The sequence below is a fragment of the Arthrobacter sp. 05N429 genome, from assembly GCF_056397045.1.
On sequence record NZ_JBFTMQ010000006.1, the window covers coordinates 90594 to 117416 of the forward strand.

The window sequence follows — 26823 nt, forward strand, 5'->3', positions numbered from 1 at the left end:
TAGGACCCGAATGACCAGAGCAACAGACCGGCGCCGCCGGGCCGCCTCCGCGTTGATGGCCTTGGCCCTTGCGGGCGGCACCCTGACGGCCGCTTTGACCGGAGCCCCCGCTGCGCACGCCGACGATTGGCGGGACAAGGAATACTGGCTTGCCGAGTCCGGCATTACCAAGGCCTGGGAGGTCTCCAAGGGCGCCAACGTCAAGGTCGCTGTGATCGACAGCGGCGTGGACGGCAAGCACCCTGACCTGGCCGGCGTGCTGGCCGGGGGCGTCGATGTGTCCGGTGCAGGGACCGCGGACGGCCAGAAGAGCATCGGGGCAAAGCCCGAGCACGGAACCCTTGTTGCCACCATGCTGGCGGGCCGCGGGCACCAGCCCGAGGGGTCGACGGCAAAGCCCAGCCCGAGTGCCGGACCGACAGTCGGTCCGGACGGAATCGTCGGCGTCGCCCCCGAGGCGCAGCTGTTGTCCGTCTCAACCTGGCTCGGGTCGCCGAACCCCGGCGGCAAGAGCGACCAGGACCAGATACCCCAGGCTGTCCGTTGGGCCGTCGACAACGGCGCCCGCGTCATCAACATCTCGCTCGGCAGCACCTCACCGGAATGGCCGCAGAGCTGGGACGCGGCGTTCCTGTACGCCGAGCAGAACGACGTTGTGATCGTCGCCGCCGCGGGCAACCGCGGGGGCGGCAACGTCCAGGTCGGGGCCCCCGCCACCATTCCCGGCGTGCTGACCGTCGCAGGGCTGGACCGCAAAGGAACCGCCAGTATCGATTCCTCGTCCCAGGGCATCAGCATCGGCGTCGCGGCCCCGGCGGAGAATCTGATCGGCGGGCTCCCCGGCGGCGGCTACGCGGAATGGGCCGGGACCTCGGGTGCCACCCCCATCGTCGCCGGAGTCGCTGCCCTGATCCGCTCCAAATGGCCCGAAATGACGGCCAGCCAGGTCATCAACAGAATCGTCAGCACCGCGAAGGACGCCGGCGCCCCGGGCAAGGACCCGCTGTACGGCTTCGGGATCCTCAACGCCGAGGCGGCGCTCAAGGCCGACGTCCCCGAAACCCGGATCAACCCGCTGGGTTCGATTTCGGACTGGATCCGGGTCCACCGGCGGGGCAACCTCGCCACCACACCGCCCGCCACGTCGGCGGTTCCGTCCAGCGCGGCGCCCACCCTGCCGGAGGCCACAGTCCCGGTCGCGGAGCCCCCGTCCGGGCTGGACAGCGCCGTGCCGGCCATGGTGGTGCTCGGCTTTGGCGGACTGTTCCTGTGCATCGTGGGAGCCGCGGTCTTCCAGCTGCGCCGCGCGGTGCGGACGAACCCCAAGGGAGGCCCCGACGGACCCGGAAACCCGGAAACCGGAGTGCTCGATTCGGTGGATTCCACCCCGAAACCGTAGTTAGTGAAGTTTTTCACAAAGTACGGTATTCTTGGGGAATGGCATCCTCCCCTCAGCTCCAGGACCGTCCCAGGGTACTCGTCGTCGGCGGCGGGTACGTCGGCCTGTACGTAGCCCTCAAACTGCAGAAGAAGATCGCGAATGCCGGTGGCATCGTCACCCTCGTTGATCCCCTGCCCTACATGACCTACCAGCCCTTCCTCCCCGAAGTTGCCGGCGGCAACATCGAGGCACGCCACGCCGTCGTCTCGCACCGCAAGCACCTCAAGCAGACCGAGCTCATCCAGGGCCGCGTCACCTCGATCGACCACGCCAACCGCACCGCCGTGGTTGCCCCGGCCGACGGCGGCGCGACCTTCGAGGTTCCGTACTTCGACGTCGTGGTGGCCGCAGGCGCAATCACCCGCACGTTCCCGATCAAGGGACTCGCTGACAAGGGCATCGGCCTGAAGACCATCGAGGAAGCCGTTGCCCTCCGCAACGGCGTGCTCGAGCGGATCGAAGCCGGCTCGCTCATGACCGACCCGGTGGAGCGCGCCCGCGCACTGACCTTCGTCGTCGTCGGCGGCGGCTTCGCCGGTATCGAATGCATCACCGAGATGGAAGACCTGGCCCGTGCCGCGGTCAAGAACAACCCGCGCATCAAGCAGGAGGAAGTCCGCTTCGTCCTGGTCGAGGCCATGGGCCGGATCATGCCCGAGGTCACGGCCAGCCAGGCCGAATGGGTTGTGGAACACCTCCGCAGCCGCGGCATCGAAGTCCTGCTCAACACCTCGCTGGACAACGCCGAAGGCTCCCTGAAGCTCATCAACCTCCCGGACAAGACGCCGGCGCAGGAATTCGAGTCGGACACCCTGGTCTGGACTGCCGGCGTGCAGGCCAACCCGATGATCCGCTCCACCGATTTCCCGCTGGAGCCCCGCGGCCGCGTCCGCGTCCTCCCGGACCTGCGCATCGCAGGCGACGAGGGTATCATCGACAACGCCTGGGCAGCCGGCGACATTGCGGCCGTGCCGGACCTCACGGGCAGCGGCCTGCCGGACGGCACCTGCGTCCCGAACGCCCAGCACGCGCTGCGCCAGGCCAAGCGCCTCGCCAAGAACCTGTGGGCCTCCCGCTGGGACAAGCCGCTCAAGGACTACAAGCACAAGAACCTGGGCGCCGTCGCCGGCTTCGGCGAGTGGAAGGGTGTGGCCAACCTCAACATCGTGGGCCGGATCGGCCTCAAGGGCCCGCTCGCCTGGCTGGCACACCGTGGCTACCACGGCCTGGCCATGCCGACCGTGGAGCGCAAGCTCCGCGTGATCTTTGGTTGGATCCTGGCGTTCTTCGTTGGCCGCGACACCACCCAGCTGGTCGACCTGGATAACCCGCGCGGCGCTTTCGTGGCCGCCGCAACGCCGGCCCCCAAGCCGGCTGAGGCTCCGCCTGCGGCTCCGGCTGAGAAGCCGGCGGCAGATGCCGGCAAGCCTGCCAACAAGGAAGCGGTTTCGGCCGACTCCAAGTAGCCGCAGCAGCATTCGACGGCGGCCGTTCCCTTGCGGGGGAGCGGCCGCCGTCGCCGTTAACCCGTCATCCGCCGCCCGGGACCCGGGCGGGCCGAGCCTAGACTGGCTCCATGACCGCTGAAAAGGACCTCCATACCCTGCTGGCCACGATGCACCCGGAACTCCGCGAGGGGGAGTTCGTTTACGTCCTCTGGCCGCACGGCAGGCCCCTGGCCGGCGCGGTCGCCGCTGCCGTCCGTGAGGCGGAAGGCCTGACCGTCGTGCTGCCGCGGGCCGAAGCCGACAGCCTGGGACTGCCTTACGACTTTGTCGGTGCCTGGATCACCCTTCAAGTGCGCTCCTCGCTCGAAGCCATTGGCCTGACAGCAGCCGTAAGCGCTGCCCTGACCGAGGCAAAGATCAGCTGCAACGTCCTCGCTGGCTTCCACCATGACCACATCCTGGTCCCGGTGGCGGACGCTGACCGGGCTCTCGAGGTGCTGCACGAACTGGTCGCCGCCAGCGGGGAACAGAAGCCGGCCCCTGAGCTGGTGCTGCGCAGCGAGCAGCCCGCGGACCGGCCCGCCATCCTCGCCCTCACCGCCGCGGCGTTTGCTGTTTCCCCGGTCACTGGGCTGCCGGTCGAGGGTGAACCCGAAGAGGTGGAACTCCTGCGTGCGCTCTTCGACTGTGAGGAATACCTGCCGGATTTCAGCATCGTCGCGGTGCAGGGCGGCGAGGTCGTCGGGCATGTGATCAGCACCCGTGGCCGGGCGGGGGAGCTGGCGCTCCTGGGCCTGGGCCCCATCGGCGTCGTGCCGCGCGTGCAGCGCCACGGCATCGGCAGCGCTCTCATGAAGGAAACGATCGCCCGGGCCAACGCCGCGGGGGAGCGCGGCATCGCGCTGCTGGGCGACCCGGAGTACTACTCGCGCTTCGGCTTCGTGACGTCGACCTCGCTTGGCGTGGAGGCCCCCGATCCGGCCTGGGGTGTGCACTTCCAGCTGCTCCCGCTGGCCCTCTGGCCGGGCGGCGTGAGCGGAACATTCCGCTATGCCAAGCCGTTTGGCAGCGCCTAGCCAACGGCCCGGCGGGATACCATGGACCGGGCGCCCCAGTAGCCCAATTGGCAGAGGCAGCGGACTTAAAATCCGCGTGTTGTGGGTTCGAGTCCCACCTGGGGCACGCTTCTTGGCGCGCCCGGGTCCGGCGGCCAGATTTCCTCTATGCAACGAGTGTTATAAGGATGTGACCGTAGTCACTTTGGTTCGGGCCGAAATTGCATTAGCTTGAAGTTAAATCAGGAACACCTGATCTTTCGCATCAAAGGCCGTTCGCACCTTTAGATCGAGGAGATTGTAAATGACTTCACTCCCCCAGGTGGCGCCGCGCATCGCTAAGCTCACCGCGCTTAGCATCGGCGTCGCCCTTCTGGCTACGGCTTGTGGTGGCACATCCACGCCGTCGTCGACCGGAACCGGAACCGCTAGCGCCAACGCCGCCGGCATCGCTTGCCCGGCACCCAGCGCTGGAGCTGGTGCCGGTACAACAGCCGCGACCAACACCGGACCGGTTCCCGCAGCAACCACCACCACCGACACCGCCCTGAAGATCGGCTCGCTCCTGCCGACCACCGGTTCGCTGGCCTTCCTCGGCCCGCCCGAAATCGCGGGTGTCAACCTTGGCATCAAGGAAATCAATGATGCCGGCGGCGTGATGGGCAAGCCTGTAGAGGTCATCCACCGCGACTCCGGTGACACCAAGACCGATATCGCCACGCAGTCCACCACGGCTCTGCTGGGCCAGGGTGTCAGTGCGATCGTCGGTGCTGCATCCTCCGGCGTTTCCAAGACCGTGATCAACCAGATCACCGGCGCGGGCGTCATCCAGTTCTCCCCGGCCAACACCTCGCCGGACTTCACCGCCTGGGACGACAAGGGCCTCTACTGGCGCACCGCCCCCTCGGACGTGCTCCAGGGTAAGGTCCTCGGCAACTACATGGCCACCTGTGGCGCACAGACCGTAGGCATGATCGTATTGAACGACGCTTACGGAACCGGCCTTGCGAAGAACGTGAAGTCGGCGTTCGAGGCGGCAGGCGGCAAGGTCGTTGCAGAAGAACTGTTCAACGAAGGCGATTCCCAGTTCAGCAGCCAGGTGGACAAGGTCCTGGCCGCGAAGCCGGATGCCATCGCCCTGATCACCTTCGACCAGGCCAAGAGCATCGTTCCGCTGATGACCGGCAAGGGCGTCAAGCCAACCCAGATGTTCCTCGTCGACGGCAACATGTCCGACTACAGCAAGGACTTCCAAGCGGGCACGCTGAAGGGCGCCCAGGGCACCATCCCGGGTACCTTCGCCAAGGACGACTTCAAGAAGAAGCTGCTGGCCATCGATCCGGCGCTGAAGGATTACAGCTACGCAGGTGAGTCCTACGACGCCGTGAACCTGATCGCACTGGCCTCCGAAGCCGCCAAGAGCACGAAGGGCGTCGACATCGCCGCCCAGCTCAAGGCAGTCTCCGAAGGCGGCGAAAAGTGCAGCGACTTCCCGTCCTGCATCACCCTGCTCCGCAACGGCAAGGACATCGACTACGACGGCCAGTCCGGCCCCGTAACGTTCTCCGAAGCCGGGGACCCGACGGAAGCCTACATCGGCATCTACGAGTTCCAGGATGACAACACCTACAAGGCATCCAAGGAAGAGTTCGGCAAGCTCTAAGCCCGACTTTCCCTAGCCGCAGAAGACCCCCGTCCACCGGACGGGGGTCTTCTGCGTTGCCGGGGCGGTGGGAAAGGCTGCGTCACGTACGGCAGGCTTTCGCCCGGCCTTGGAAGGCCCGACGGCGGGAATCCAGCGCTGCGTCCAGGCAACCCGGCCAAAAGACTGCGCCGCGTGACGCCGTCGTCGTTTCCCAGGGACTGGCGGGGCGGTGGGGGAGGCGTCACTCAGGGCAGGCTTTCGCCCGGCCTTGGACGGCCCGACGCCGGGAATCCGCTTCTGTGTCCCGGCAACCTGGCCAAAAGGCTGCGCCGCGTGACGCCGTCGTCGATCTGGAGGGAGAGCGGCAGGTGAGACAACCGCTGAGGGCGACGGAGGCAGGTGCTTGTGAAAGCGCCGTTGTTGGTGGGCCCACGGTGGTAGGGTTCCCTGCCCGAGCTTGCGAGGGGAGGGGCCGCCGGGGAGGAACGAGCGCAGGCGCCGAGCAAGTGGCTGCGGAGGCGCCCGGAGCCTCCACAGGCGGCTTAGTCCGGAACCAAACGCGCCAGGCACGCAGAAGGGCCGCCACCGGCTGGTGACGGCCCTTCTGCGGGGATGAAACGCTAGTCGACTGTGTCGGCGAGGGTACCCAGGTACAGCTGGATGACCTTCGGGTCCTTCATGAGCTCCCTGCCCGTGCCTGTGTATGCGTCCTTGCCCTGATCCAGGACATAGCCGCGGTCACAGATCTGCAGGCAGCGTCGCGCGTTCTGCTCCACCATGATGACCGAGACGCCGGCGCGGTTGATCTCGTGGACCCGGAGGAAGGTCTCGTCCTGCTTGACAGGGGAGAGGCCCGCGGACGGCTCGTCGAGCAACAACACGGCGGGATCCATCATGAGGGCCCGTCCCATCGCCACCATCTGGCGTTCGCCGCCGGAGAGGGAGCCGGCGCGCTGGGCACGCCGCTTGCCGAGTTCCGGGAACAGGCTGGTGACGAAGTCGAAGCGCTCGGAGAAGTCCTTCGGCCGCTGGAACATGCCCATCTGGAGGTTCTCCTCGATGGTCAGCGCCGCGAACACGTTGTTGTTCTGCGGGACGAAGCCGATGCCGCGGCTGACCAGCTTGTTGGCCTTGAGCCCGGTGATGTCCTGGCCGCGGACCACAACGGAACCCGAGTGGACCTTGACCAGGCCGAACATCGCCTTCAGCAACGTCGACTTGCCGGCACCGTTAGGGCCGATGATGCCGATCAGCTCACCCTTGCGGGCTTCGATGCTGCAGCCGTTGAGGATGTTGACGCCCGGGATGTAGCCTGCCACCAGATTGGTGACCTTGACGACCGAATCCTGGTCCTGCACGGGCTTTGCGGCGGCTGCCGCGCTGGTGGCGCTCATTCTGTGTCCTTCTCTGTGCGGGTCGGCTCCTCGGCACTGCGCCGGCCGCGCGCCGGACCGCTGGTGTCCGGGGCAGCGGGCGAGTCCGTTTCACCGGCGACGACGTCGAGCGAAATGATGCCGGCGTTTTCGGTGCCGACAATCGATTCCTCATCGGCGACCAGTTCGGCGGCAAGCTCCTTGATGCCTTCCGAGTCACCGAGATCCACGTCGTGGTGGGCGCCCAGGTAGGCGTCGATCACGGCCGGGTTCTTCATGACCTCGCCGGGCGGGCCTTCGGCCACAATCTTGCCTTCGGCCATGACCACGACCCAGTCGGCGATGTGCCGGACCATGTGCATGTCGTGCTCGACGAACAGCACGGTCATGCCCTCGGCCTTGAGGTTCTTGATGTGGTCCAGGAGTGACTGCGTCAGCGCCGGGTTGACGCCGGCCATCGGCTCGTCGAGCATGACCAGCTTGGGCCGGACCATCAGCGAGCGTGCCATTTCCAGCAGCTTGCGCTGGCCGCCGGAGAGGGACGCTGCGTAGTCGTCCTTCTTGGCATCCAGCTTGAATTTCTCCAGCAGCACGTTGGCTTCTGCAGTGATCTTCTTTTCCTGGCCGCCCCAGATGCCCTTGAACAGTGCCTTGGAGAGCCGCTCGCCGGACTGGTGGGAGGCGCCGAGGCGCATGTTCTCCATCACCGTGAGCTTGCCCATGACCTTGGTCAGCTGGAACGTGCGGACCATGCCCATCCGGGCCACCTTGTACGAGGAGACCCCGGCGAGGCTGTTGCCCTCGAACTGCCACTTGCCGGTGTTCGGAGTGTCGAAGCCGGTCAGCAGGTTGAACAGGGTGGTCTTGCCGGCGCCGTTGGGGCCGATCAGCGCCGTGATCTTGTGCCGCGGGATCTCGAGGTATTCGACGTCGACGGCGTTGATGCCGCCGAAGCTGCGGGTGACGTTCTCCGCCACCACGATCGGGTCACGCTTCTTGCAGCCGGGCGCAGTCTCCCCGGCGGCGATCGGACGCGTATCCGTCATGTAGTCAATATTCTCCGGGTTTCCCGGATTTCCCGGATTTTCCGACTGCCGTGGTTCTTCGCTTTGCGTGCTCATGCGAACGCCAGCTCCTTCTTATTGCCGAGGACACCCTGGGGCCTGAAGATCATCAGCAGCATCAGTGCGACACCCACCAGGATGTAGCGCAGCTGGCCGGCCTGGACTGTGTTCAGCCACGTGATAGTGCCGGATTCGATCAGGCCGTACAGGATGCCTTGAGTAAGGGACAGCACCACCCAGAAGATCATGGCGCCGACGACCGGCCCCAGCACCGTGCCCAGGCCGCCGAGCAGCAGACAGGTGTAGAGGAAGAACGTCAGTTCTGTGCCGTAGTTCGCCGGCTGGACAGCGCCGCGGGGGAGCGTGAAGATCATGCCTGCGAGGGCGCCGAGGACACCACCGATGATCAGGGCCTGCATTTTGTAGGCGTAAACGTTCTTGCCGAGCGAACGGACGGCGTTTTCGTCCTCCCGGATGCCCTTGAGAACACGTCCCCAGGGGCTGCGCATCAGCAGCCACACCAGGGTGCAGAACAGGGCCACGACAGCCCAGGCGACGATCCGGATGAAGAAGTCGCGGTTGTTCATGCCCATGTAGGAACCCGGAGGGAACGGGTTCATGGCGTAGAAGTCACCTTCGAATGCGGCCAGGCCGTTGGCCGAACCGGTGATGGCGGTCAGCTGGTTGGTCGTGACGATGTAGCGCACGATTTCCGCCGCCGCGATCGTCACGATGGCCAGGTAGTCGGCCCGGAGCCGGAGGGTGGGAATACCCAGCAGCAAAGCAAAGATGGCCGAGCAGACCACCGCGACCAGCAGGCCCACGAAGAATGGAACGCCGAACGTGAGGGTAGAGATGGCGAAGCCGTAGGCCCCCACCGCCATGAAGCCGGCCTGGCCGAAGTTCAGCAGGCCCGAGTAGCCGAAGTGAACCGCCAGGCCGAGGGTGGCAAGCGCGTACGCCGCCGTCGTCGGGCTGAACAATTCACCGGCAGCACTGGAAAAAATGAATCCGAAATCCATGGCTGTCTCCTAACCCACGCGCTCGCGCCGGCCCAAGATGCCTTGGGGCCGGATCAGAAGGACAATAATCATGATGAACAGTGCTCCAACGTATTTGAGGTCGGCGGCGAGGCCGAACACGGTGGTCAGCTCCACGAAGATACCGACGATGATGGATCCGATCAGGGCACCCCATACTGTGCCGAGACCACCCAGGGTGACGCCGGCGAAGATGAGCAGCAGGATCTGCGACCCCATATCGAAGGTGACGCCGGGACGGTAGTACGCCCACAGGATGCCGCCGAGCGAGGCGAGCATGCCGCCGGTGACCCAGACAATCCGGATCACGGAGTCGACGTCGATGCCGGAGGCAGCCGCCAGTGCCGGGTTGTCGGCGACCGCGCGGGTGGCCTTTCCGAGCCGGGTCTTGAGCAGGATGATGCCGAGCAGGGCAATGACAACGGCGCTGATCACGAGGGACCACAAGTTGTTGGGGGAGATGGAGATCGGACCGATCAGGATCTCCGCGCTCTGCGCGAACGGCAGCTGCTGGGTTGCGCCGCCGAAGAAGAACTGGATCACATACCGGACAGCCAGGGCGAGGCCGATGCTGACGATCATCATGGGAACCAGGCCGGTCCCGCGGCGCCGCAACGGCTTCCACAGGCCCGCGTCCTGTACGTAGCCGAATAGACCACCGCCGAGGAGGGCAAGCAGGATGGCCAGCCAGAACGGCAGGTTCATGGCGTTGAAAGCGAAGACCAGGACCGCGCCGAGGGTCACCATCTCACCATGGGCGAAGTTGGTCAGCCCGGTGGTGCCGAAGATCAGCGAGAGCCCCACGGAGGCGAGGGCGAGCAGAAGCCCGAAGCTCAGGCCGGCCACCAGACGGTTGATCAGGTTCTGGCCGAAGTCCTGCTGCTGCACGACGATGCCTTCGCCGAAGGCGAAGATCACCGAGAGGTTGGAGGTCTGGCTGAACGTGACCTGGCGGGGGTTTTCCTGGCCGTCGGCGAGCTTGATGCCTTCCGGGAGTGTGGATTCATCCAACTCGACCTCGTAGGTTCCCTGGGTGGGCACCCCGATGGTCCAGGAGCCGTTGGCGCCCGACTTGGCCGTTCCGGTGAAGTCGCCGCCCTTGGCGGTAATGGTGACGTCAGCGATCGGCGCGCGGTCATCGCCGCGCAGGAAGCCGCTGATGCTGTTCTGGAACGTGGTTGCCGACGGGGATGGTGTCGGAGAGGGGCTCGTGGCCTGTGATGCCGGCGCGACGATCAGCAGTAGCGCGGCTACGGCGGCAAAAACGGCCCCCACAGCTTTCAGCAGTCTGCCGCGCCGTCTCTGCGACAGGCCTCTCGGTGTGCTTCTCAAAATGAAAACCTCCACATGGGGGTGGTGTGGGTTGCGCCATTGCAACCGCTGCGAACAGTCAGGGCGACGGGGTGGTGCGTGGTGCGATGCGGTGGAGCGGTCGGGCTTGTGATGTCCGTCACCCTATTTGGCCCATGTTACAGCCCGTTCGGGTCAAAGAATGCCGTCGCGAGCAGGCAGAACGTCGCGATCGGGTAACAACCGTGAAGCCCGCGAGGTGGGGTGATTTACCTGTCCTAAAGTAAACTTTTGTTGATCAGGAGTACGCCTAAACAGTCGGTCCACGCCCTGCAGGAAAGGGGTGCGGGAAGGCGGCCCCGAGGTCACGGTTGGGTTGCGGCGAGAGCCGCCCGGGAACTAACACAGCACGTCGGCTGTTGGAATTGGTAGCGTGTTGTAACCGGGTACCGACGGTTCACACCACCGGCTCATCATTCACCCCCTATTTGGAGGACACCCGCAATGGCACTTGGCGGAAACCCAGTCTTCAACGGAAAGAACTTCCGTGGAGCAATCCAGGCACCGCCTGCCCCGCAGGCTTACGGACAGGGCCCCTACGGCCAAAACACCCACGGCCAGGGTCAGTATGGCCAGGCCCAGTATGGCCAGACCCAGACCGGTTGGAACCCTGCCCAGCAGGGAATGGGCCAGGACCAGCTCCAGGACATGTACAACCGGCCCGCCGCCGGCCCCGCCGATACCGGCCGCATGACCTATGACGATGTCATCATGAAGACCGCGGCCTGCCTTGGCGCAGTCGTTGCCGGTGCTGCCGTCACCCTCGTGGTGGCTGAGGGCCTGGCCTACATGCTGATGATCGTCGGCGCGCTGGGCGGTTTCGTCCTCGCCCTCGTCAACACCTTCAAGAAGCAGCCCTCGCCGGCCCTGATCCTGGCCTACGCTGCGCTCGAGGGCCTTTTCCTCGGCGGACTGACGCGGATCCTCGACGGGATGTACCCGGGCGTCGGCCTGCAGGCCGTGATCGGCACGCTCTCCGTGTTCGCCGTAACCCTGGTGCTCTTCAGGAGCGGCAAGGTCCGGGCCACGCCTAGGGCCATGCGCTTCTTTATGATCGCCATGATCGGCTACGCCGTCTTCGCGCTGATCAACATGGTCATGATGTGGACCGGCGTCGTCGATTCCCCGTTCGGCCTGCGCACCGAAGTTGAAATCTTCGGCATCCCGCTGGGCGTCTTCATCGGCTTGCTGGCAATCGGCCTCGCCGCGTTCTCGCTGATCATGGACTTCACCAGCATCGAAGCCGGCGTCCGCAACGGCGCCCCGCAGCGCTTCTCCTGGACCGCGGCCTTCGGTCTCACGGTGACCCTCGTATGGCTGTACGTTGAGATCATCCGCCTGCTGGCCATCCTCCGCGGCAGCGACTAGCAGCCGCGGCTGATTGCCGCGGCCCGAGGAGACAAACGAGAGAAGCCCTGCCGGATGGCGGGGCTTCTCCCGTTATGCGGGCACCTTTTGCGGCAGCGGCGGGGCCGGCTCAGCCCAGCCGCTCCAACACCACGGCCATGCCCTGGCCGCCGCCGACGCACAGCGTCGCCAGCCCGAGGGTCGCATCACGTTCGCGGAGGCCGTTGATCAGGGTGGTGGTCATCCGGGCGCCGGTCATGCCGAAGGGGTGCCCCAGCGCGATGGCGCCGCCGTGGACGTTGAGCTTGTCATGATCGATCCCGAGTTCCCTGGCGCTGGCGACGACCTGCACCGCGAAGGCCTCGTTGAGTTCCACGAGGTCGATGTCCTGGATCCCCAGCCCGGCAAGCTCCAGGGCCCGGCGGCTCGCCTCCACCGGACCCATGCCCATGAGTTCGGGGGAGAGGGCACTGACGCCTGTGGAGACAATCCGTGCCAGCGGATCCAGCCCTAGTTCGCGTGCCCGGACCTCGCTCATCACGACGACGGCGGCCGCTCCGTCATTCAGCGGGCAGGCGTTGCCGGCCGTGACCGTGCCCTCGGCGCGGAAGACCGGCTGCAGGGCGCTGACCGCTTCCAGTGTGACGCCGGCCCGCGGCGAGTCGTCCCGGCTGATCACGGTGCCGTCCTTGCGGGTGTAGGGCGTGATCTCCCGGGCATAGAAACCGGACGCGGCAGCTGCTTCGGCGCGATTCTGGCTCAGCACCGCCCAGGCGTCCTGGTCCGCCCGGCTGATGCCGAAGCTGGTCGCGACGTTCTCCGCCGTCTGGCCCATGGCGATGTAAATATCCGGCATGCGGCCGCCCAGCCGCGGATCCGTCCACGGGGTATTGGACCCGGCCCTGGCGGCAGTACGCTGCCGTGCGGCGTCAAAGAGCGGGTTGTGCGTGCTTGAGTCCGTCTCTCCGGCGCCGGCCCAGTCGCGGTAGCGGGACACGGCCTCCACCCCGGCTGCGACGAATGCGTGCCCTTCGCCGGCCTTGATGGCGTGGAAGGCCATCCGGAGGGTCTGCAGGCTCGAGGCGCAGAAACGGTTGATGGTGGCGCCAGGGACGTTGTCCAGCCCGGCCAGGATGGTGACCACCCGGGCCATATTGGAACCGGCTTCGCCGCTGGGCTCGGCGCAGCCCAGGTAGAGGTCATCCAGTCCCCGGCCCGTGGCGTCCGCCGCGTCGAAGGCCGGAATCCGGGCCAGTGCTGCGGCCACCATGGCGGCAGCGAGATCGTCGGGCCGTTCATCCTTCAGCGAGCCTTTGAAGGCCCGTCCGATCGGGCTTCTGGCAGTGGAAACAATGACCGCTTCTGACATGCGCCCAGCCTACGCTCCGCCTATGCCAGCCGCATCGCCCCGGCCGCCGGGCGGACGCTGAAGATGTCCGGCGCGGTGTATCCGGCCTCCGCGAACGCGCGTCCGACGGCGGCACGCACCTGCTGTTCGGCTGCTGCCGGGGTGAGTGCGATGGCGGAGCCGCCGAAACCGCCGCCGGTCATCCGGGCGCCGATTGCACCGGCTGTGCGAGTGGTCTCGACGGCGAGGTCCAGCTCGGGGCAGGAAATCTCGAAGTCGTCCCGCATCGACGCGTGGGAAGCGTCCAGCAGGGGACCGATCGCCTCCGGCCCGGTGCTTTCAAGGACCCCGACCATCTGCAGGACCCGCTCATTCTCCGTCACCACATGCCTGACCCGGCGGAACGTTACCGGGTCCAGCAGGCCGCCCGCCTCGGCCAGGTCCTCAAGCCCGACGTCGCGCAAGGCACGCACGCCAAGGACTTCGGCACCGAGCTCGCAGGAGGCGCGCCGGTCTGCGTAGCCGCCGCCGGCGTGGGAATGCGACACTTTCGTGTCGATCACCAGCGTGACCAGGCCGGCGCTCTCGGCGTCGAACGGCACCAGCCGGACGCCCTGGTCGCGGCAGTCGAGGAAGAGCGCGTGCCCGGCCGCCCCGCGCAGGGACGCTGACTGGTCCATAATGCCGGTGGGGGCGCCGACGAAGTCGTTTTCCGCGCGCTGGGTGGCCAGGACCATGTCCGCGGCGCCCAGACCCGCCCCGGCAAGCTCGTTGACCGCAGTGATGACGGCACATTCAATGGCGTGGGACGAGGACAGCCCGGCTCCGCGGGGAACATCGGAGTCCAGCAACAGGTCCAGGCCGCCGACGTCGAGTCCGCGCTGCTGCAGCGCCCACAGGACACCCAGCGGATACTTGGTCCATCCCCTCGCGGTGCCGCGGCTCAGGGAACCGGCATCCGCGGTGGTCAGTCCCTGGTTGCCGAAGGTGGACAGCAGCCGGATCGTGGGGTCCGGACGCAGGCGGACCGCCACCCGGGCAGTCCGGTCGATCGCAAAGGGCAGCACAAAACCCTCGTTGTAGTCGGTGTGCTCGCCGATCAGGTTGACCCGGCCCGGCGCCTGCCACACCCCGTCCGGCGGCGCGCCGAAGACGGACTCGAACCTGCCCGCCAGCCGCCCGGCATCGAGGGGAAGCGTCATGCCGTGCCGTCAGCGGCGGCGGTCCTGGAAAAGCGCGTCATGGGTCCACGGTATACGCCGCGGCGTGACGCTGGGTACGGTGGTGACCATGGACGTTCAGACCCCCGCTTTCCCGGACTCCCCCCACAGCGACAGCCCCGCCGATGGCACCGGCCCGGACGCCTCAGCCCGGCGCTACGCCACGGGCCGGCAGTACGAGCTGCGGCGCGGCGACGCGCTCGCCGTCGTCACCGAACTGGCCGCCGGGCTGCGGCTGTACAGCCGCGGCGGCACGGCCCTGACGGAAAGCTACGGGGACGGGGTAATTTCGCCGGGCGCCGCCGGCATCACCCTGGCGCCGTGGGCGAACCGCGTGGAGGACGGCGTCTGGTACCTGAACGGCAAGAAACAGCAGCTGGACATCACCGAGGTGTCCCGCAACAACGCCAGTCACGGGCTGCTGCGCAACGCCTCCTATGCGCTCGTCGACGAATCCGAGTTTTCGGTCACGCTCGAAGCGGCCGTGTTCCCGCAGCACGGCTATCCCTTCCTGCTGCGCCACCGCGTGAACTACGAACTGGCCGCAGACCTGGGCCTTGTGGTCCGGCAGTCGCTCATCAACGACTCCCAGGAGCCGGCCCCGTTCGTCCTCGGCGCCCACCCCTACCTCCGGCTGGGGGAGCTGCCGAGCGAGGAACTCACTGTCACCGTCCGCGCCGGCACGAGGCTCGTGACGGACCAGCGCCTGATCCCGCGCGGCACGGAACCGGTGGGCGGAGACTTCGACCTCCGTGCCGGGCGGCTGGTCGGTGAACTGGACCTCGATTCCGCCTACACGGACCTGGAGTTCGACGCCGGCATCGCCCGCCACACGCTGAGCGCAGCCGACGGGCGCAGCGTGAGCCTCTGGCAGGACGAGTACTGCAGTTACGTCCATGTCTTTGTCACCACGGAGTTTCCGGGCAGGACCAAGGCAGTGGCGATCGAGCCCATGACCGGTCCGGCCAACGCCTTCAACAGCGGCGACGGCCTCCGCTGGCTGCCTCCGGGCGAGCGGTTCGCCATGACGTGGGGGATCAGCGCGTCCCTCGAACAGTGAGCGGGGACCGGGTTTCCCATCCGAGTTTCCCATCCGGGGAGTGCTGGTGAATCATGGGGCTATGACGCCAGCTGACGATTCCGCCCCGCGAGAGAACCCCGACGTTGCCCGCGCTGGCGCTGGGAGCGCCGCTGGCAGCGCTCCGGTACAAGGGCGAATTGTCACGGACCGGGAGATCGACCAGGACATCCCCTATGGCGTCCGGATCGCCGCGTCCTGGTCCTGGCGCCTGGGACTCATCATTCTCATGGCGGGTGCCCTCGTGTGGCTGCTCAGCAGGGTCAGTTTCCTGCTGATCCCCGTGATGGTTGCCGCGCTGCTGGCCGGGCTGCTGGCACCCGTGAAGAACTGGCTTAGGCGGAACGGGGTTCCCAACGGGCTCGCCGTCGCCATGACCGTTGTCGGCTTCATTGGCGTGATCGGCGGTGCCCTGGCGCTTGTTGGCCGGCAGCTCGTCGCAGGTTTCGCCGAGCTGTGGAGCGAAGCGCTGACCGGGATCCAGAAGATCCAGGCCTGGCTCGCAGACGGCCCCCTTCACCTCTCCGCGGCGCAGATCGACCAGTACCTGAAGGAAGGCACCGCGGCGCTGCAGAACAACAGCAGCAGCATCCTGAGCGGAGCACTCTCCTTCGGCAGCACCGCCGGGCACTTCGCCGCCGGAATGATCCTGGCGCTGTTCATCCTCATCTTCTTCCTGCTGGAAGGCGAACGCATCTGGTCCTTCCTCGTGCGGCTGTTGCCCCGGAAAGCCCGTGCCGCCACCGACGGAGCCGGCCGCGTCGGCTGGGCCTCGATGGTGAGCTACGCCCGGATCCAGATGTTCGTCGCCTTTGTGGACGCCGTCGGGATCGGCGTCGGGGCCGCGATCATCGGGGTGCCCCTGGCCCTGCCGCTGGGTGTGCTCGTGTTCCTTGGTTCCTTCATCCCGATCGTCGGCGCCCTCGTCACCGGCGCCGTCGCCGTCCTGCTGGCACTCGTCGCCAACGGCTGGGTCAATGCGCTGATCATGCTGGGGATCGTCCTGCTGGTCCAGCAACTGGAGAGCCACATTCTCCAGCCGCTGGTCATGGGAAAGGCGGTTTCCCTGCACCCGGTGGCCGTCATCCTGGCCGTCGCCGCCGGCTCCTACCTCGCCGGAATTCCCGGAGCCCTGTTCTCCGTTCCCATCCTCGCCGTAGCAAACTCGTCGATTCGCTACATTGCCGGCAGAACGTGGGAACATGAAAGTGCGCTGGCCCGACTGCCGGGCGCAACCTCCGGCCGCAGCGATGGCGCTGCCCCCGACAACGGTTCCCCAGGCAGCGATGCCGGACGGGGCACCGGGTCCGCACCCTGATCCGAAGACTGATCCGAAGAAGGAGACTAGTTCGTGAACACCCTTGAGAGCCTGCCCGTCACGCTGGACGATGTCCTGGAGGCGCAGAAGCTGCTCGACGGGATTATTACGCGGACGCCGGTTGAATCCTCGCGTGCCCTGGGCAGCATGGTCGGCGGCGAAGTCTTCCTCAAGTGCGAGAACCTGCAGCGGGCCGGCTCCTTCAAGGTCCGCGGCGCCTACGTCCGGATGGCCAAGCTCGCCCCGGACGAGAAGAAGCGCGGAGTCGTGGCGGCCTCGGCCGGCAACCACGCCCAGGGTGTGGCCGTCGCGGCCAAGAGCCTGGGCATCAAGGCCCGGATCTATATGCCACTGGGCGTCGCGCTGCCCAAACTCGCCGCGACCCGCAGCCACGGGGCCGAGGTGGTCCTGCACGGCCACAACGTCGATGAGGCGCTCGCCGAAGCGAAGCGCTACGCGGACGAGACCGGCGCGGTCTTCGTCCACCCCTTCGACGACGTCGACGTCGTCGCCGGCCAGGGCACCGTCGGTCTGGAGATCCTGGAACAGGTCCCTTACGTCGACACCATCCTGATGGGCGTCGGCGGCGGCGGGCTCCTCGCCGGCGTCGCCGTGGCCGTCAAGGCCCGCGCCAAAGAGCTGGGCCGGGAGATCCGGATCATCGGCGTGCAGGCCGAAAACGCCGCCGCCTACCCGCCCTCACTCGCCGCGGACGCCCTTGTCCCGCTCAAACGTGTCTCCACCATGGCCGACGGCATCGCCGTCGGCCGGCCCGGCCAGCTGCCTTTCAGCATCATCCGGGAACTCGTCGACGACGTCGTCACTGTCAGCGAGGATGCCCTGGCCCGGGCCCTCATCTTCCTGCTGGAACGCGCCAAGATGGTGGTTGAGCCTGCCGGGGCGGTGGGCGTCGCGGCGCTGATGGAAGGCAAGATCGAGAACCCGGGCACGGTCGCCGTGGTGCTCTCCGGCGGCAACATCGACCCGATGCTGATGCTCAAGGTCATCCAGCGGGGCCTCTCCGCCGCGGGCAGGTACATGACCGTGCGCATGATGCTGGACGACCGTCCCGGCTCGCTGGCGACGATCGCCCGGATCATCGCCGAGAACGACGCCAACGTCACGGGCCTGGACCACACCCGCGTGGGTGGCTCCATCAGCATGGGGGACGTGTCCATTACCGTGAACCTGGAGACCAAGGGCCACGAACACTGCGAGAAGGTCCTCGCGGCGCTCCGGGCCGAAGGCTTCCAGCCGATCGTGGTGCATTAAGGGGACAGGATGCTCGACTCCACCCGGAACGGCAGGCCGCGCGCCGTCGATACCGCCGCGGTGCGCGCCCGCAAGGGACTGCTCGTGGTGGGATCGTTTGTCCTGGTGCTGTACGTCATTGAGATCATCAACGCCCTCATGCTCCGTTCGCTCAACGGCACGTTTGGGCTGCGCCCACGCAGCCCCGACGGGCTCCTGGACATCCTGACGTTCCCGCTGCTGCATGCCAACCTGGCGCACCTGTTCTCCAACACGCTGCCGTTGATCATCTTCGGCTTCCTGGTGCTGCTGTCCGGGCGCCGGGTGTTCTTCATCACCCTGGCCCTGAGCTGGCTGGTCTCCGGTGCCGTGGTGTGGCTGATCGGCGGGTTCAACATCACGGTGGGCGCGTCCGGGCTGGTGTTCGGCCTCTTCGCGTTCCTGCTGGTGCGCGGCTTCTTCAACCGCAACTGGTGGCAGATCCTGCTCTCCGTGGTGCTGTTCCTGACCTACGGCGGGATCCTGTTCGGCATCCTGCCCACGGTGGCGGGCTACGTTTCCTGGCAGGCGCACCTCGGCGGCGCCATCGGCGGGGTGATCGCCGCCCTCATCCTTAGCGCGCCGCGGGCCGGAACACCGCGCACCGGCCAGTAGCGCACCAAGCCAGCAGCGCACCGCGACCAAGACACCGCGACACCGCGCCGCAAGGACAGCGACACAAAGAACGACGCCGGCCCTCCCGCGTGGGGAGGACCGGCGTCGTGCGTTGCGCTGCAGTGAGCAGGTGTCAGCCGGCGTACGGCTTGGCGGAGATGATCTCCACCGTGATGTCCTTGCCGTTCGGAGCGGTGTAGCTGAGCTTGTCGCCCTCCTTGTGGCCGACGATGGCAGCACCCAAGGGTGACTTCTCGCTGAAGACGTCGAGATCCGAGTCGCCGGCGATTTCCCGGGAGCCGAGCAGGAAGGTCTCCTCGTCGCCGGCGATCCTGGCCACGACAATCATCCCGGGCTCGACAATTCCGTCGTCGGCCGGGGACTCGCCCACGTGGGCGTCCCGGAGCAGCGCGGTCAGCTGGCGGATGCGGGCTTCGATCTTGCCCTGCTCCTCTTTGGCCGCGTGGTAGCCGCCGTTCTCCTTGAGGTCGCCTTCCTGGCGTGCGGCCTCAATCTTCTGAACGATTTCCGCCCGGCCGGGGCCGGAGAGGTGGTCCAGCTCTGCCTTCAGGCGGTCAAAAGCTTCCTGGGTAAGCCAAGCTGCAGTTGCGCTGTTCGTGGTAGACACGGACTTCTCCTTTATGGTCAAACAAACAAAGACCCCGCCACGGTGGCCACTTTTGGAACTCAGCAACCAGCTCAGCGGGGGAAAGGTATTGATCCATTGTAGTCAATCCTGTGGATAAACCAAAGAACCCTGCGGTGTGGATCACACCGTGTTACTGACGCGGCGCTATTTGCCGGCGTCGGGGATCCAGCAGCTGTCCACGACACCGGACACGGCCTGGGACTCGGTGCGCACCGTTGCCCGGTGGGCTGTGGTGCGTCCGCCGTCGGAACCGGCGTCGGCGGCGTTGGCGGGGATATCCAGAACCTTCCAGCCGACGACGGCGAACTTGGAATCCAGCGCTTTGACCGAACATTTGGCCGCGGTGGCCGGTTCCTTGGTGACCTGGAAATCGATTTCGGCCAGGGTAGCGTCAGGAGTGCTGTAGCCGATGTCCTTGAAAGTGACGCTCCCGGTCGCGTTCGACGTCGAGATCCAGGCCATAAAGGCCATTCCGGCCACAAGGGCACCAACTAAAATGATGCGTTTGGTTTTGCCACTCAGCGTTCGCTTTTGGCCGCCGTAACGATTGGCTAGGCTGGGAGATGCCGGGGCAGGCGCGGCAGGCTGATCCTTGGAAGTCACCAGTCCAGTTTAGTGTGGATCGGGAGGGGCGGCCGCCGCGCCGCCGTTCGGGCCCGATACACCTGCCTGAAAATCCGTACCCGTAGATGAAAACCGTAGATGAAAGAGGAGCCGTCCCACGATGACAGCGTCCACCAGCCCGTCAGCGCCGCTTCGACTGTTGGCTGTCCATGCTCATCCCGACGACGAATCCAGCAAGGGCGCCGCCACGATGGCCAGCTACGCCGCGGCCGGCGTCGAGGTCCTGGTGGCGACCTGCACGGACGGCTCCCGCGGCGATATCCAGAACCCTGCGGTGGACGGCATGCCGCACCCCAAGCGGGACATGGCCGGCGCGCGCAGGCTTGAGATGGAGCACGCCGCCAAGGTCCTCGGCGTCCGCCAGCAGTGGCTGGGCTTTGTCGATTCCGGGCTTCCGGAAGGCGATCCGCTGCCGCCGCTGCCGGCAGGCTCCTTCGCCACGCTGCCGCTGGAACGGGCCGCCGCCCCGCTGGTCCGGCTGGTCCGCCGCTTTAAGCCCCAGGTCATCCTGAGCTACGACGAGAACGGCGGCTATCCGCACCCGGACCACATCATGGCGCACCGCGTCGCCGTCGAAGCCTTCGAAGCCGCCGGGGACCCGGCCCGCTACCCGGGAACCGGCGAGGCCTGGGCACCGAGCAAGCTGTATTACGACCGCGCGTTCAGCCCCGAACGGTTCCGTGCCCTGCATTTTGCGCTGGAGGAATCGGGCCTGCAGTCGCCGTACGCCGAACGGCTCGCCGCCTGGCTCGAAGCCGACGCGGAAGGCCACACCCCGCCCGCGCCGACCCACCCGACCACCACCCAGATCGAATGCGGTGATTTCTTCGAGGCACGTGATGACGCGCTGCGGGCACACCGTACCCAGGTGGACCCTGAAGGCTTCTTCTTCGCGGTCTCCCCGGCGATGCAGCGGCGCGTATGGCCGTGGGAGGACTACTCGCTGATCCAGTCCCGGGTTCCGTCGGAGCTGCCCGAAAGGGACTTCTTCGCCGGGCTAAGATAGACATAACCGGCATTTCTATGACGCGTAGAAGACGTTGTGGAACCAGTTCAACGCAGTTCCGCGGCCAGCCGCCGTCGGGCCGCCATCCAGCCCCATAGAAGGTCCTTACCGTGCATTCCTTGCTTATCGCCCTGGCAACCACCCCCGCGCCCGCCCCGTCGCCGTCGCTGCGCGAGGGGCTGTCCCAGGACCAGGTGACGCCCGGCCTGCTGGGCTTCCTCCTGACCGCTTTTATCGTGGTGCTGACGGCCCTCCTGATCGTCGACATGGTGCGGCGCATCCGCCGGGTCCGCTACCGTGCCCAGGTGGAGGAGGAGCGCGCGGCCGCTGCCGAGGCTTCGGTCAACGACGGCGCTCCGCTGGCCAACGGTGCCGGGGATCCCGCCGGCCAGTCCGGCAACCGTCCCGAGGTCAACGGTGATGCAGGGCCCGGAAGCCGCTGACGGCGGTTCGTCTCCGCACGTACCCGAGGCCTTCAATGCCTTGGGCGGAGAGCCCTCTGCCTATCTCCGGCAGCATGCCGGAAACCCAGTCCACTGGCGGCCATTTGGTGACGAAGCGTTTGCGTCCGCAACGGCCCGCGGCGTACCGGTTTTCCTCTCGATCGGCTATGCGGCGTGCCACTGGTGCCACGTCATGGCCCATGAATCCTTCGAAGACCAGGACACCGCGGACTTCCTGAACGCCAACTTCGTGGCCGTGAAGGTGGACCGTGAGGAGCGCCCCGATGTCGACGCGGCCTACATGGCCGCGACCCAGGCGCTCAGCGGCGAAGGCGGCTGGCCAATGTCCGTCTTCCTGCTGCCCGACGGGCGGGCCTTCTACGCCGGCACCTACTATCCGCCCCGGCCGCTGCCGGGCAGACCGTCCTTCCGCCAGGTGCTGGAGGCCGTGGCGGACGCGTGGCAGGAACGCCGCGGTGCCGTGGAACAAAACGCCGACACCCTGGCCCGCGGCCTCGCCGCTTCGCGGCCCGGGGCCGCCGTCCGCTTGGACGGTGTGCCGGAACCGTTCGATCCGTACCTGCCAGGGGAAGCCGTGGAGGCCTTGGCCGGTGACGAAGACACTGCCTATGGCGGCTTTGGCGGCGCTCCGAAGTTCCCGCCGTCGGCCGTCCTGGAATTCCTGATCCGGCACGCGGCGGGTGCCTCGCCGGCCGTCGACGCCGGTACCCCGGCGCAGGCCCGCGATTTGGCGGGCCGGACGCTCGCGGCGATGTCCCGTTCGGCCCTGTTCGACCAGCTCGACGGCGGCTTCGCCCGCTACTCCGTGACCCGCGACTGGTCGGTGCCGCACTTCGAGAAAATGCTTTACGACAACGCCCAGCTGCTGCGGGTCTACGTCCACTGGGTCCGGCTCGGCGGCACGCCCGGGTACCCGGCCGCGGAAGCCGCCGACGTCGCCGGCCGCACCGCTGGCTGGCTGCTGGCATCCCTGGGGCTGGGCGCTGACGATGCCGGGAACGGGCAGCTGCCCGAGGCCCTTGCCTCGTCCCTCGATGCCGACACAGTCGTGGACGGTGTCCACACGGAGGGTGCCAGCTACCTGTGGACCCCGGCAGCCCTTGCGTCTGTGCTGGGACCGGCCGACGGCGGGGCCGTCGGCCGCCTGATGAACGTCCAAGCCGCCGGCACTGTGACTGCGGACGGCTCCCCGCTGCACCCTGGCCGGGCGCTCAGTGCCGGCGAAGCGGAACTGTGGCAGCGGGTCCGGCCGGTGCTGCTCGCCGGGCGCTCGCGACGGCCGCAGCCTGCCCGGGACGACAAGGTGGTGGCCGGCTGGAACGGCCTGGCCGTTGCCGCCCTGGCCGAGGCCGGCGCGGTTCTGGGCCAGCCCAGGCTCGTGGCCGCGGCCGGGCGCATCGCGGAGTACCTGGCGCGGGTGCACTGGCGGCCGGGTGCCGACGTCGGCCCCGGCATGCTGGTAAGGGTGTCCCATGACGGCGTGGCGCGGGGGATCGGCGGGCTCCTGGAGGACTACGCGTTCTGCGCCGAGGGCATGATCGCGCTGTACGCGGCCTCGGGCCGGACCCGCTGGTACCGGCTGGCCGAGGACATCCTGGCGGCGGCCTGCGCGCGCTTCGCCACGGACGGCACGCTCCAGGACTCCGCGGGGGAGTCGGCACAGCTCGCCAACGCCCAGGGCGGACGGGCGCCGCTGGATCCGTTCGACGACGCCACCCCCAGCGGAGCCGCCGCCTTCGCCGGAGCGCTGCTGTCCTTCTCGGCCCTGTCCGGCTCAGCCGAATACCGGGCCCTCGCCGGCAACATCCTCGCACTGCTCCCGCCGCTGGCCACCCGAGCGCCGCGGGCGGCAGGCTGGCTGCTGGCGACGGCGCAGGCCGCGCTTGCGGGCCCGGTGGAGGCCGCCGTCGTCGGGCCCGACACCCCGGAAAGGGCGGCGCTGCACCTGGAGTTGCTGCGCTCGCCGAGCCCTGGGCTGGTGATCGCCCTGCAGCCGGATGCGGACGAGCAGGGGCCGCCCCTGCTGCGCGGCCGGGCGGCGGCCCCGGACGGATCGCCGCTGGTCTTCCTGTGCCGCGGCATGGTCTGCGGGCTTCCCGTGGGTTCGGCCCGGGCAGTGCGGGAGCGCCTCGGCAGCATGGGGGACGATCAGACTTCTGCCTAACTCAACGGGTCTAACTCATTGGGGGCCCGGACCTGGCGCCGATCGCCTTTGCCACGTCGCTCAGATCGTTGTTCAGTTGGTGGTCGCGGCCGGGCAGCCGGTGCACCAGCGCCTGCGGGATCACCCCGGCATACAGGTCCGCGTGCGACGGCGGGACGGTCTCGTCCCCGAGACCGTGGAACACGTGAACCGGCACCCCGCGCGGAAGCCTCGTTCCGAGGTCCTTCGGCAACTCGAAGTCGTCGGCGGGCCAGCCGCCGTCGCCGACGAACGGCGCGGCGATCAGCACTATCGCCGCCAGCGCGCACCCCGGGGGCTGCCCGGCAAGTGCGCTAATGAGGATTGCCGCACCCACCGAATGGCCCACCACGACGGCGCCGTCCTCCAAGGCCGCCAGCTCACGTCGGATGGCCGTGCTCCACGCAGCCGGATTCGGGTCGTCTTCGTCAGGCATCCGCGGGTACTGGACCTCGTACCCGTCGCCAAGCCCCCGCAACAGGCTCTCAACCAGCTTGTTGTCCCAATCGTCGTGCGTGCCCGCGCCACCACCCTGGATGAACAGGATCTGCCGAGCCATTGTCATGGCGGTCCTCCTTCGCGCCGTGTCGCGGTGTGTGGCCCTATCTCAACACCCGAAGCCGGCTGGCCTCAACCCCCTCGGGGTTCTGCCGTTGAGGCGCGGGAACGGCTGGTTACACTGGCGGAATGACTCCTCACCCTTTCGAACTCGTGGTTTTCGACTGCGACGGCGTCCTGGTCGATTCCGAGGTCATCGCAGTGCGGGTGGACCAAAGGGTGCTGGCCGACCTCGGCTGGGAACTGGAACTGGACGAAATCGTGGAGCGCTTCGTCGGCAGGAGCGAGGCCCACTTCGTTGCCACGCTCGAAGAGCAGCTGGGCGTCGAACTGGCTGAGGGGTGGGACCGGAAGTACGAGCCCTGGTACCGGACGGCGTTCGAGCGCGACCTCGTGGCGGTCGATGGCGTCGTGGAAGCGCTCGATGAGCTCCGGCTCCCGCACTGTGTGGCCTCCAGCGGGACCCATGCCAAGATGCGGCGGACGCTCGGGCAGACCGGGCTGTGGCACCGCTTCGAGGGCCGGATCTTCAGCGCGACGGAAGTCGCCAACGGCAAACCCGCCCCGGATCTGTTCTTGCACGCCGCCGGGACGCTCGGCACCGCACCGGAGCGGTGCGCCGTCGTCGAAGACAGCGCCCACGGCGTCCAGGCGGCCCGGTCGGCCGGGATGCATGTCTTCGCATACGCCGGCGGGGTGACCCCGGCGGAGCGGCTGGAAGGGCCCGGCACCACGGTGTTCTCCGACATGCGGCAACTGCCCGGACTCATCGGGGCCGGGCGGCCCTCGCCCTCCTGAGCCGGACGTCGACGCCGGAAATTCCCCACTTTTGGAGTCGGCGCCCGGAGTGTCGGGCAGAATGCCGGTGAGTCGCGGCGTCGCTGTCTGAAAGGTGGGGAGAGTCCGCGCAGGCGGCGGGACCAGCCGCGGATTTCAGCTCAGGACGGCGATTGCAATCGCGATGTAGTGCGCTGCGAAGGCGAAGACCGTCAGGGCGTGGAACAGCTCGTGGAAACCGAAATGTGAGTAGCTGATGTTCGGCTTCTTCAGCGCGTAGAAGACAGCGCCGGTGATGTAGAGGGCGCCACCGACGCAGATCAGCACCGCCGAGGCCACGTTGGCTGCGAAGAAATCCGGCAGGTAGAACAACGCGCCGCAGCCCAGGGCGATGTAGATCGGCACATAGAGCCAGCGCGGGGCGTCGGTCCACAGCAGCCGGAACAATACGCCGAGGATCGCCCCGGACCAGATCACCCACAACAGCAGCTCGGCCTTTGGCCGGTCCAGGAGCGCCCAGGCCAGCGGCGTGTAGCTTCCCGCGATCACCAGCATGATATTCGTGTGGTCCAGCCGCTTCAGCACGATCTTGACGCGCGGGGACCAGTTGCCCCGGTGGTAGATGGCGCTGATGCCGAACAGCAGGACCCCGGTGAACGCATAGACGGCACACGCGATCTTCAGGTCCGGCGTCGGGGCCAGCAGCACGAGCACCAGGCCGGCGGCCAGCGCCAGGGGAGCCGTCACCGTGTGGATCCAGCCCCGCCACTTCGGCTTGATCATCAGGAGCTCCGCCAGCCGGACCGCAGCCTCGTCGATCGGGCCGGTTCCACGCTCCGCAGGCTGCTCCGGCCGGGGCTCGGAAGTGTTGCTTTCCATGCCGCAATAATAACCTACGGTCCAGTAAGTTACCCACTAGTAACAAAGTCTTCCAGGTGGAATCGCAACGACCTTGTGCCTTGGCGTGTCTTCCGGCGGGTAGCCTAGGATGTGCACTGCAGTCGTACAAGGAAGCCAGGTGAAATCTCCGGATGGAAATGCCCGGGTTCCTCTATGGCTTCTACGAGCGCAAGCTCCAGCGGTCCCTGGATCCGGAGCGCATCCCCCGGCACATCGGCGTCATGGTGGACGGCAACCGCCGCTGGGCCCGGCAGTTCAACGCACCGACCAGCCAGGGCCACCAGGCCGGCGCCGACAAGATCCACGAGTTTCTCGGCTGGTGCCAGGAACTCGGCGTCAAAGTGGTCACCCTTTACATGCTCTCCACGGACAACATGAACCGCTCGGGCGAGGAGCTCGACCTGCTCATGGGCATCATCGCCAACACCCTGGACCGGCTGGACGAGGACGCCGACATCTCGGTCCATGCGATGGGCGCCCCGGAACTGCTGCCGGACTACCTGGCGGCGCGGCTCAACCGGCTCACGGCCCGCACTCCGGCGCGGGAGAAACTCCATGTCAACGTCGCCGTCGGCTACGGCGGACGCCGCGAAATCGTCGACGCCGTCCGCGAACTGCTGCACGACGCCGTCGCGCGCGGTGCGGACATCGGGAAACTGGCCGATGAGCTGAGCGTCGACGACATCTCACGCTTCCTCTACACCCGCGGCCAGCCCGATCCGGACCTCGTGATCCGCACTTCCGGGGAGCAGCGGCTCTCCGGCTTCCTGATGTGGCAAAGCGCGTACAGCGAGTTCTATTTCTGCGAAGCACTGTGGCCGGCGTTCCGGAAAGTGGATTTCCTCCGGGCCCTCCGCGACTACGCCGGCAGGCAGCGCCGCTACGGCTCCTGAACCGTTAACAGGTGTTCACGCGATGGCAACAAGAATCGCCGAAAAATTGGCACGGAAACGCCATGCCCCGGACGTACGTTAATCCCATCAGCAGGCAAACCGCCGGCTGATCGGGGAGGCCAGTACATGGAGCGGACG

24 protein-coding genes and 1 tRNA gene are annotated in these 26823 nt (G+C 67.2%); 15 read left to right on the forward strand and 10 right to left on the reverse strand.

The features are described 5' to 3' along the window. Positions 1-10 precede the first annotated feature (10 nt). The 5 genes from AC1DF4_RS12355 to AC1DF4_RS12375 all read left to right on the forward strand — a co-directional run bounded on the left by AC1DF4_RS12355 (position 11) and on the right by AC1DF4_RS12375 (position 5607). Positions 11-1399: a S8 family serine peptidase gene (locus AC1DF4_RS12355; protein ID WP_476913168.1), complete on the forward strand. Its 1389-nt coding sequence runs from the start codon at positions 11-13 to the stop codon at positions 1397-1399. 38 nt (positions 1400-1437) lie between these two features. Continuing rightward, positions 1438-2907, forward strand: a complete 1470-nt coding sequence (locus AC1DF4_RS12360) for an NAD(P)/FAD-dependent oxidoreductase (protein ID WP_476913169.1) — start codon at positions 1438-1440, stop codon at positions 2905-2907. Between the two features lie 110 nt (positions 2908-3017). Continuing rightward, positions 3018-3965, forward strand: coding sequence for an N-acetyltransferase (locus AC1DF4_RS12365; protein WP_476913170.1), 948 nt, complete (start codon positions 3018-3020; stop codon positions 3963-3965). Between the two features lie 32 nt (positions 3966-3997). Continuing rightward, a tRNA-Leu gene (locus AC1DF4_RS12370) sits at positions 3998-4071 on the forward strand. A gap of 177 nt (positions 4072-4248) precedes the next feature. Then, entirely contained in the window at positions 4249-5607 is a 1359-nt protein-coding gene (locus AC1DF4_RS12375; protein ID WP_476913171.1) for an ABC transporter substrate-binding protein, read from the forward strand. A gap of 602 nt (positions 5608-6209) precedes the next feature. Here the strand turns inward: AC1DF4_RS12375 and AC1DF4_RS12380 are convergent. Genes AC1DF4_RS12380 through AC1DF4_RS12395 form a run of 4 tightly spaced genes read right to left on the reverse strand, consistent with a single transcriptional unit; the run spans position 6210 to position 10341 of the window. Next, on the reverse strand, positions 6210-6983 hold the full coding sequence (locus AC1DF4_RS12380; RefSeq protein WP_476913172.1) for an ABC transporter ATP-binding protein: 774 nt from the start codon (positions 6981-6983) through the stop codon (positions 6210-6212). Continuing rightward, positions 6980-8083, reverse strand: a complete 1104-nt coding sequence (locus AC1DF4_RS12385; protein ID WP_476913173.1) for an ABC transporter ATP-binding protein — start codon at positions 8081-8083, stop codon at positions 6980-6982. The genes AC1DF4_RS12380 and AC1DF4_RS12385 overlap by 4 nt, the downstream gene beginning before the upstream one ends. Beyond that, a complete protein-coding gene (locus AC1DF4_RS12390) occupies positions 8080-9048 on the reverse strand; it encodes a branched-chain amino acid ABC transporter permease (RefSeq protein ID WP_476913174.1) in 969 nt (322 codons plus the stop codon). The genes AC1DF4_RS12385 and AC1DF4_RS12390 overlap by 4 nt, the downstream gene beginning before the upstream one ends. A 9-nt stretch (positions 9049-9057) precedes the next feature. Continuing rightward, positions 9058-10341, reverse strand: a complete 1284-nt coding sequence (locus tag AC1DF4_RS12395; protein ID WP_476913175.1) for a branched-chain amino acid ABC transporter permease — start codon at positions 10339-10341, stop codon at positions 9058-9060. A gap of 519 nt (positions 10342-10860) precedes the next feature. Here AC1DF4_RS12395 and AC1DF4_RS12400 point away from each other — a divergent pair. Further along, on the forward strand, positions 10861-11784 hold the full coding sequence (locus tag AC1DF4_RS12400) for a Bax inhibitor-1/YccA family protein (RefSeq protein ID WP_476913176.1): 924 nt from the start codon (positions 10861-10863) through the stop codon (positions 11782-11784). Between the two features lie 109 nt (positions 11785-11893). Here AC1DF4_RS12400 and AC1DF4_RS12405 read toward each other — a convergent pair whose 3' ends face one another. Both AC1DF4_RS12405 and galK read right to left on the reverse strand, forming a co-directional pair. Further along, positions 11894-13132, reverse strand: coding sequence for an acetyl-CoA C-acetyltransferase (locus AC1DF4_RS12405; protein ID WP_476913177.1), 1239 nt, complete (start codon positions 13130-13132; stop codon positions 11894-11896). A gap of 20 nt (positions 13133-13152) precedes the next feature. After that, on the reverse strand, positions 13153-14313 hold the full coding sequence (galK, locus tag AC1DF4_RS12410) for a galactokinase (RefSeq protein ID WP_476913178.1): 1161 nt from the start codon (positions 14311-14313) through the stop codon (positions 13153-13155). A gap of 88 nt (positions 14314-14401) precedes the next feature. Between galK and AC1DF4_RS12415 the strand changes: the two genes are divergently transcribed. The 4 genes from AC1DF4_RS12415 (at position 14402) to AC1DF4_RS12430 (ending at position 18632) form a co-directional block, all read left to right on the forward strand. Then, positions 14402-15391: an aldose 1-epimerase family protein gene (locus AC1DF4_RS12415; protein ID WP_476913179.1), complete on the forward strand. Its 990-nt coding sequence runs from the start codon at positions 14402-14404 to the stop codon at positions 15389-15391. Between the two features lie 61 nt (positions 15392-15452). Beyond that, positions 15453-16727 carry an AI-2E family transporter gene (locus AC1DF4_RS12420; protein ID WP_476913180.1) on the forward strand — a complete coding sequence of 425 codons (1275 nt, stop codon included), beginning with the start codon at positions 15453-15455 and terminating at the stop codon, positions 16725-16727. A 33-nt stretch (positions 16728-16760) separates the two neighbouring features. After that, entirely contained in the window at positions 16761-17999 is a 1239-nt protein-coding gene (gene ilvA, locus AC1DF4_RS12425) for a threonine ammonia-lyase (protein WP_441405764.1), read from the forward strand. 9 nt (positions 18000-18008) lie between these two features. Continuing rightward, entirely contained in the window at positions 18009-18632 is a 624-nt protein-coding gene (locus tag AC1DF4_RS12430; RefSeq protein WP_476913181.1) for a rhomboid family intramembrane serine protease, read from the forward strand. 133 nt (positions 18633-18765) lie between these two features. Here the strand turns inward: AC1DF4_RS12430 and greA are convergent, their stop codons facing one another. Continuing rightward, positions 18766-19260: a transcription elongation factor GreA gene (greA, locus tag AC1DF4_RS12435; protein ID WP_346924763.1), complete on the reverse strand. Its 495-nt coding sequence runs from the start codon at positions 19258-19260 to the stop codon at positions 18766-18768. A gap of 165 nt (positions 19261-19425) precedes the next feature. After that, complete coding sequence (locus AC1DF4_RS12440) at positions 19426-19803, reverse strand: DUF4307 domain-containing protein (protein WP_476913276.1); 378 nt, start codon at positions 19801-19803, stop codon at positions 19426-19428. Positions 19804-20005: 202 nt separating this feature from the next. On the opposite strand from AC1DF4_RS12440, the gene mca reads away from it, so the two are divergent. The 3 genes from mca to AC1DF4_RS12455 all read left to right on the forward strand — a co-directional run bounded on the left by mca (position 20006) and on the right by AC1DF4_RS12455 (position 23539). After that, positions 20006-20911: a mycothiol conjugate amidase Mca gene (mca, locus tag AC1DF4_RS12445; RefSeq protein ID WP_476913182.1), complete on the forward strand. Its 906-nt coding sequence runs from the start codon at positions 20006-20008 to the stop codon at positions 20909-20911. A 110-nt stretch (positions 20912-21021) separates the two neighbouring features. After that, positions 21022-21354 (forward strand): hypothetical protein, encoded by a 333-nt coding sequence (locus tag AC1DF4_RS12450; protein WP_476913183.1) that lies wholly within the window; start codon positions 21022-21024, stop codon positions 21352-21354. Further along, positions 21332-23539: a thioredoxin domain-containing protein gene (locus AC1DF4_RS12455; protein ID WP_476913184.1), complete on the forward strand. Its 2208-nt coding sequence runs from the start codon at positions 21332-21334 to the stop codon at positions 23537-23539. Before AC1DF4_RS12450 ends, AC1DF4_RS12455 begins: the two co-directional genes overlap by 23 nt. A gap of 10 nt (positions 23540-23549) precedes the next feature. Here the strand turns inward: AC1DF4_RS12455 and AC1DF4_RS12460 are convergent, their stop codons facing one another. Next, on the reverse strand, positions 23550-24122 hold the full coding sequence (locus AC1DF4_RS12460) for an alpha/beta fold hydrolase (RefSeq protein WP_476913185.1): 573 nt from the start codon (positions 24120-24122) through the stop codon (positions 23550-23552). 122 nt (positions 24123-24244) lie between these two features. Between AC1DF4_RS12460 and AC1DF4_RS12465 the strand changes: the two genes are divergently transcribed. Continuing rightward, positions 24245-24913 (forward strand): HAD family hydrolase, encoded by a 669-nt coding sequence (locus tag AC1DF4_RS12465; RefSeq protein WP_476913186.1) that lies wholly within the window; start codon positions 24245-24247, stop codon positions 24911-24913. A 135-nt stretch (positions 24914-25048) separates the two neighbouring features. Here the strand turns inward: AC1DF4_RS12465 and trhA are convergent, their stop codons facing one another. Beyond that, positions 25049-25771, reverse strand: coding sequence for a PAQR family membrane homeostasis protein TrhA (gene trhA, locus AC1DF4_RS12470; RefSeq protein WP_476913187.1), 723 nt, complete (start codon positions 25769-25771; stop codon positions 25049-25051). 152 nt (positions 25772-25923) lie between these two features. Here trhA and AC1DF4_RS12475 point away from each other — a divergent pair, with 152 nt between their 5' ends. Next, the gene (locus AC1DF4_RS12475; RefSeq protein ID WP_476913188.1) at positions 25924-26685 is read left to right on the forward strand and encodes an isoprenyl transferase; all 762 of its coding nucleotides are present in this window, start codon (positions 25924-25926) and stop codon (positions 26683-26685) included. Positions 26686-26823 lie beyond the last annotated feature (138 nt).

Excerpts from the sequence above, each read along its gene's own strand:
- mca (WP_476913182.1), top strand. The coding sequence starts at position 20,006 with ATGACAGCGTCCACCAGCCCGTCAGCGCCGCTTCGACTGTTGGCTGTC.
- AC1DF4_RS12365 (WP_476913170.1), top strand. The coding sequence starts at position 3,018 with ATGACCGCTGAAAAGGACCTCCATACCCTGCTGGCCACGATGCACCCG.
- AC1DF4_RS12385 (WP_476913173.1), bottom strand. The coding sequence starts at position 8,083 with ATGAGCACGCAAAGCGAAGAACCACGGCAGTCGGAAAATCCGGGAAAT.
- AC1DF4_RS12415 (WP_476913179.1), top strand. The coding sequence starts at position 14,402 with ATGGACGTTCAGACCCCCGCTTTCCCGGACTCCCCCCACAGCGACAGC.
- AC1DF4_RS12465 (WP_476913186.1), top strand. The coding sequence starts at position 24,245 with ATGACTCCTCACCCTTTCGAACTCGTGGTTTTCGACTGCGACGGCGTC.
- AC1DF4_RS12475 (WP_476913188.1), top strand. The coding sequence starts at position 25,924 with ATGGAAATGCCCGGGTTCCTCTATGGCTTCTACGAGCGCAAGCTCCAG.
- AC1DF4_RS12455 (WP_476913184.1), top strand. The coding sequence starts at position 21,332 with ATGCAGGGCCCGGAAGCCGCTGACGGCGGTTCGTCTCCGCACGTACCC.
- trhA (WP_476913187.1), bottom strand. The coding sequence starts at position 25,771 with ATGGAAAGCAACACTTCCGAGCCCCGGCCGGAGCAGCCTGCGGAGCGT.
- AC1DF4_RS12380 (WP_476913172.1), bottom strand. The coding sequence starts at position 6,983 with ATGAGCGCCACCAGCGCGGCAGCCGCCGCAAAGCCCGTGCAGGACCAG.
- AC1DF4_RS12375 (WP_476913171.1), top strand. The coding sequence starts at position 4,249 with ATGACTTCACTCCCCCAGGTGGCGCCGCGCATCGCTAAGCTCACCGCG.
- AC1DF4_RS12460 (WP_476913185.1), bottom strand. The coding sequence starts at position 24,122 with ATGACAATGGCTCGGCAGATCCTGTTCATCCAGGGTGGTGGCGCGGGC.
- AC1DF4_RS12400 (WP_476913176.1), top strand. The coding sequence starts at position 10,861 with ATGGCACTTGGCGGAAACCCAGTCTTCAACGGAAAGAACTTCCGTGGA.
- AC1DF4_RS12390 (WP_476913174.1), bottom strand. The coding sequence starts at position 9,048 with ATGGATTTCGGATTCATTTTTTCCAGTGCTGCCGGTGAATTGTTCAGC.
- AC1DF4_RS12430 (WP_476913181.1), top strand. The coding sequence starts at position 18,009 with ATGCTCGACTCCACCCGGAACGGCAGGCCGCGCGCCGTCGATACCGCC.
- AC1DF4_RS12360 (WP_476913169.1), top strand. The coding sequence starts at position 1,438 with ATGGCATCCTCCCCTCAGCTCCAGGACCGTCCCAGGGTACTCGTCGTC.
- galK (WP_476913178.1), bottom strand. The coding sequence starts at position 14,313 with ATGACGCTTCCCCTCGATGCCGGGCGGCTGGCGGGCAGGTTCGAGTCC.
- AC1DF4_RS12405 (WP_476913177.1), bottom strand. The coding sequence starts at position 13,132 with ATGTCAGAAGCGGTCATTGTTTCCACTGCCAGAAGCCCGATCGGACGG.
- AC1DF4_RS12420 (WP_476913180.1), top strand. The coding sequence starts at position 15,453 with ATGACGCCAGCTGACGATTCCGCCCCGCGAGAGAACCCCGACGTTGCC.
- AC1DF4_RS12355 (WP_476913168.1), top strand. The coding sequence starts at position 11 with ATGACCAGAGCAACAGACCGGCGCCGCCGGGCCGCCTCCGCGTTGATG.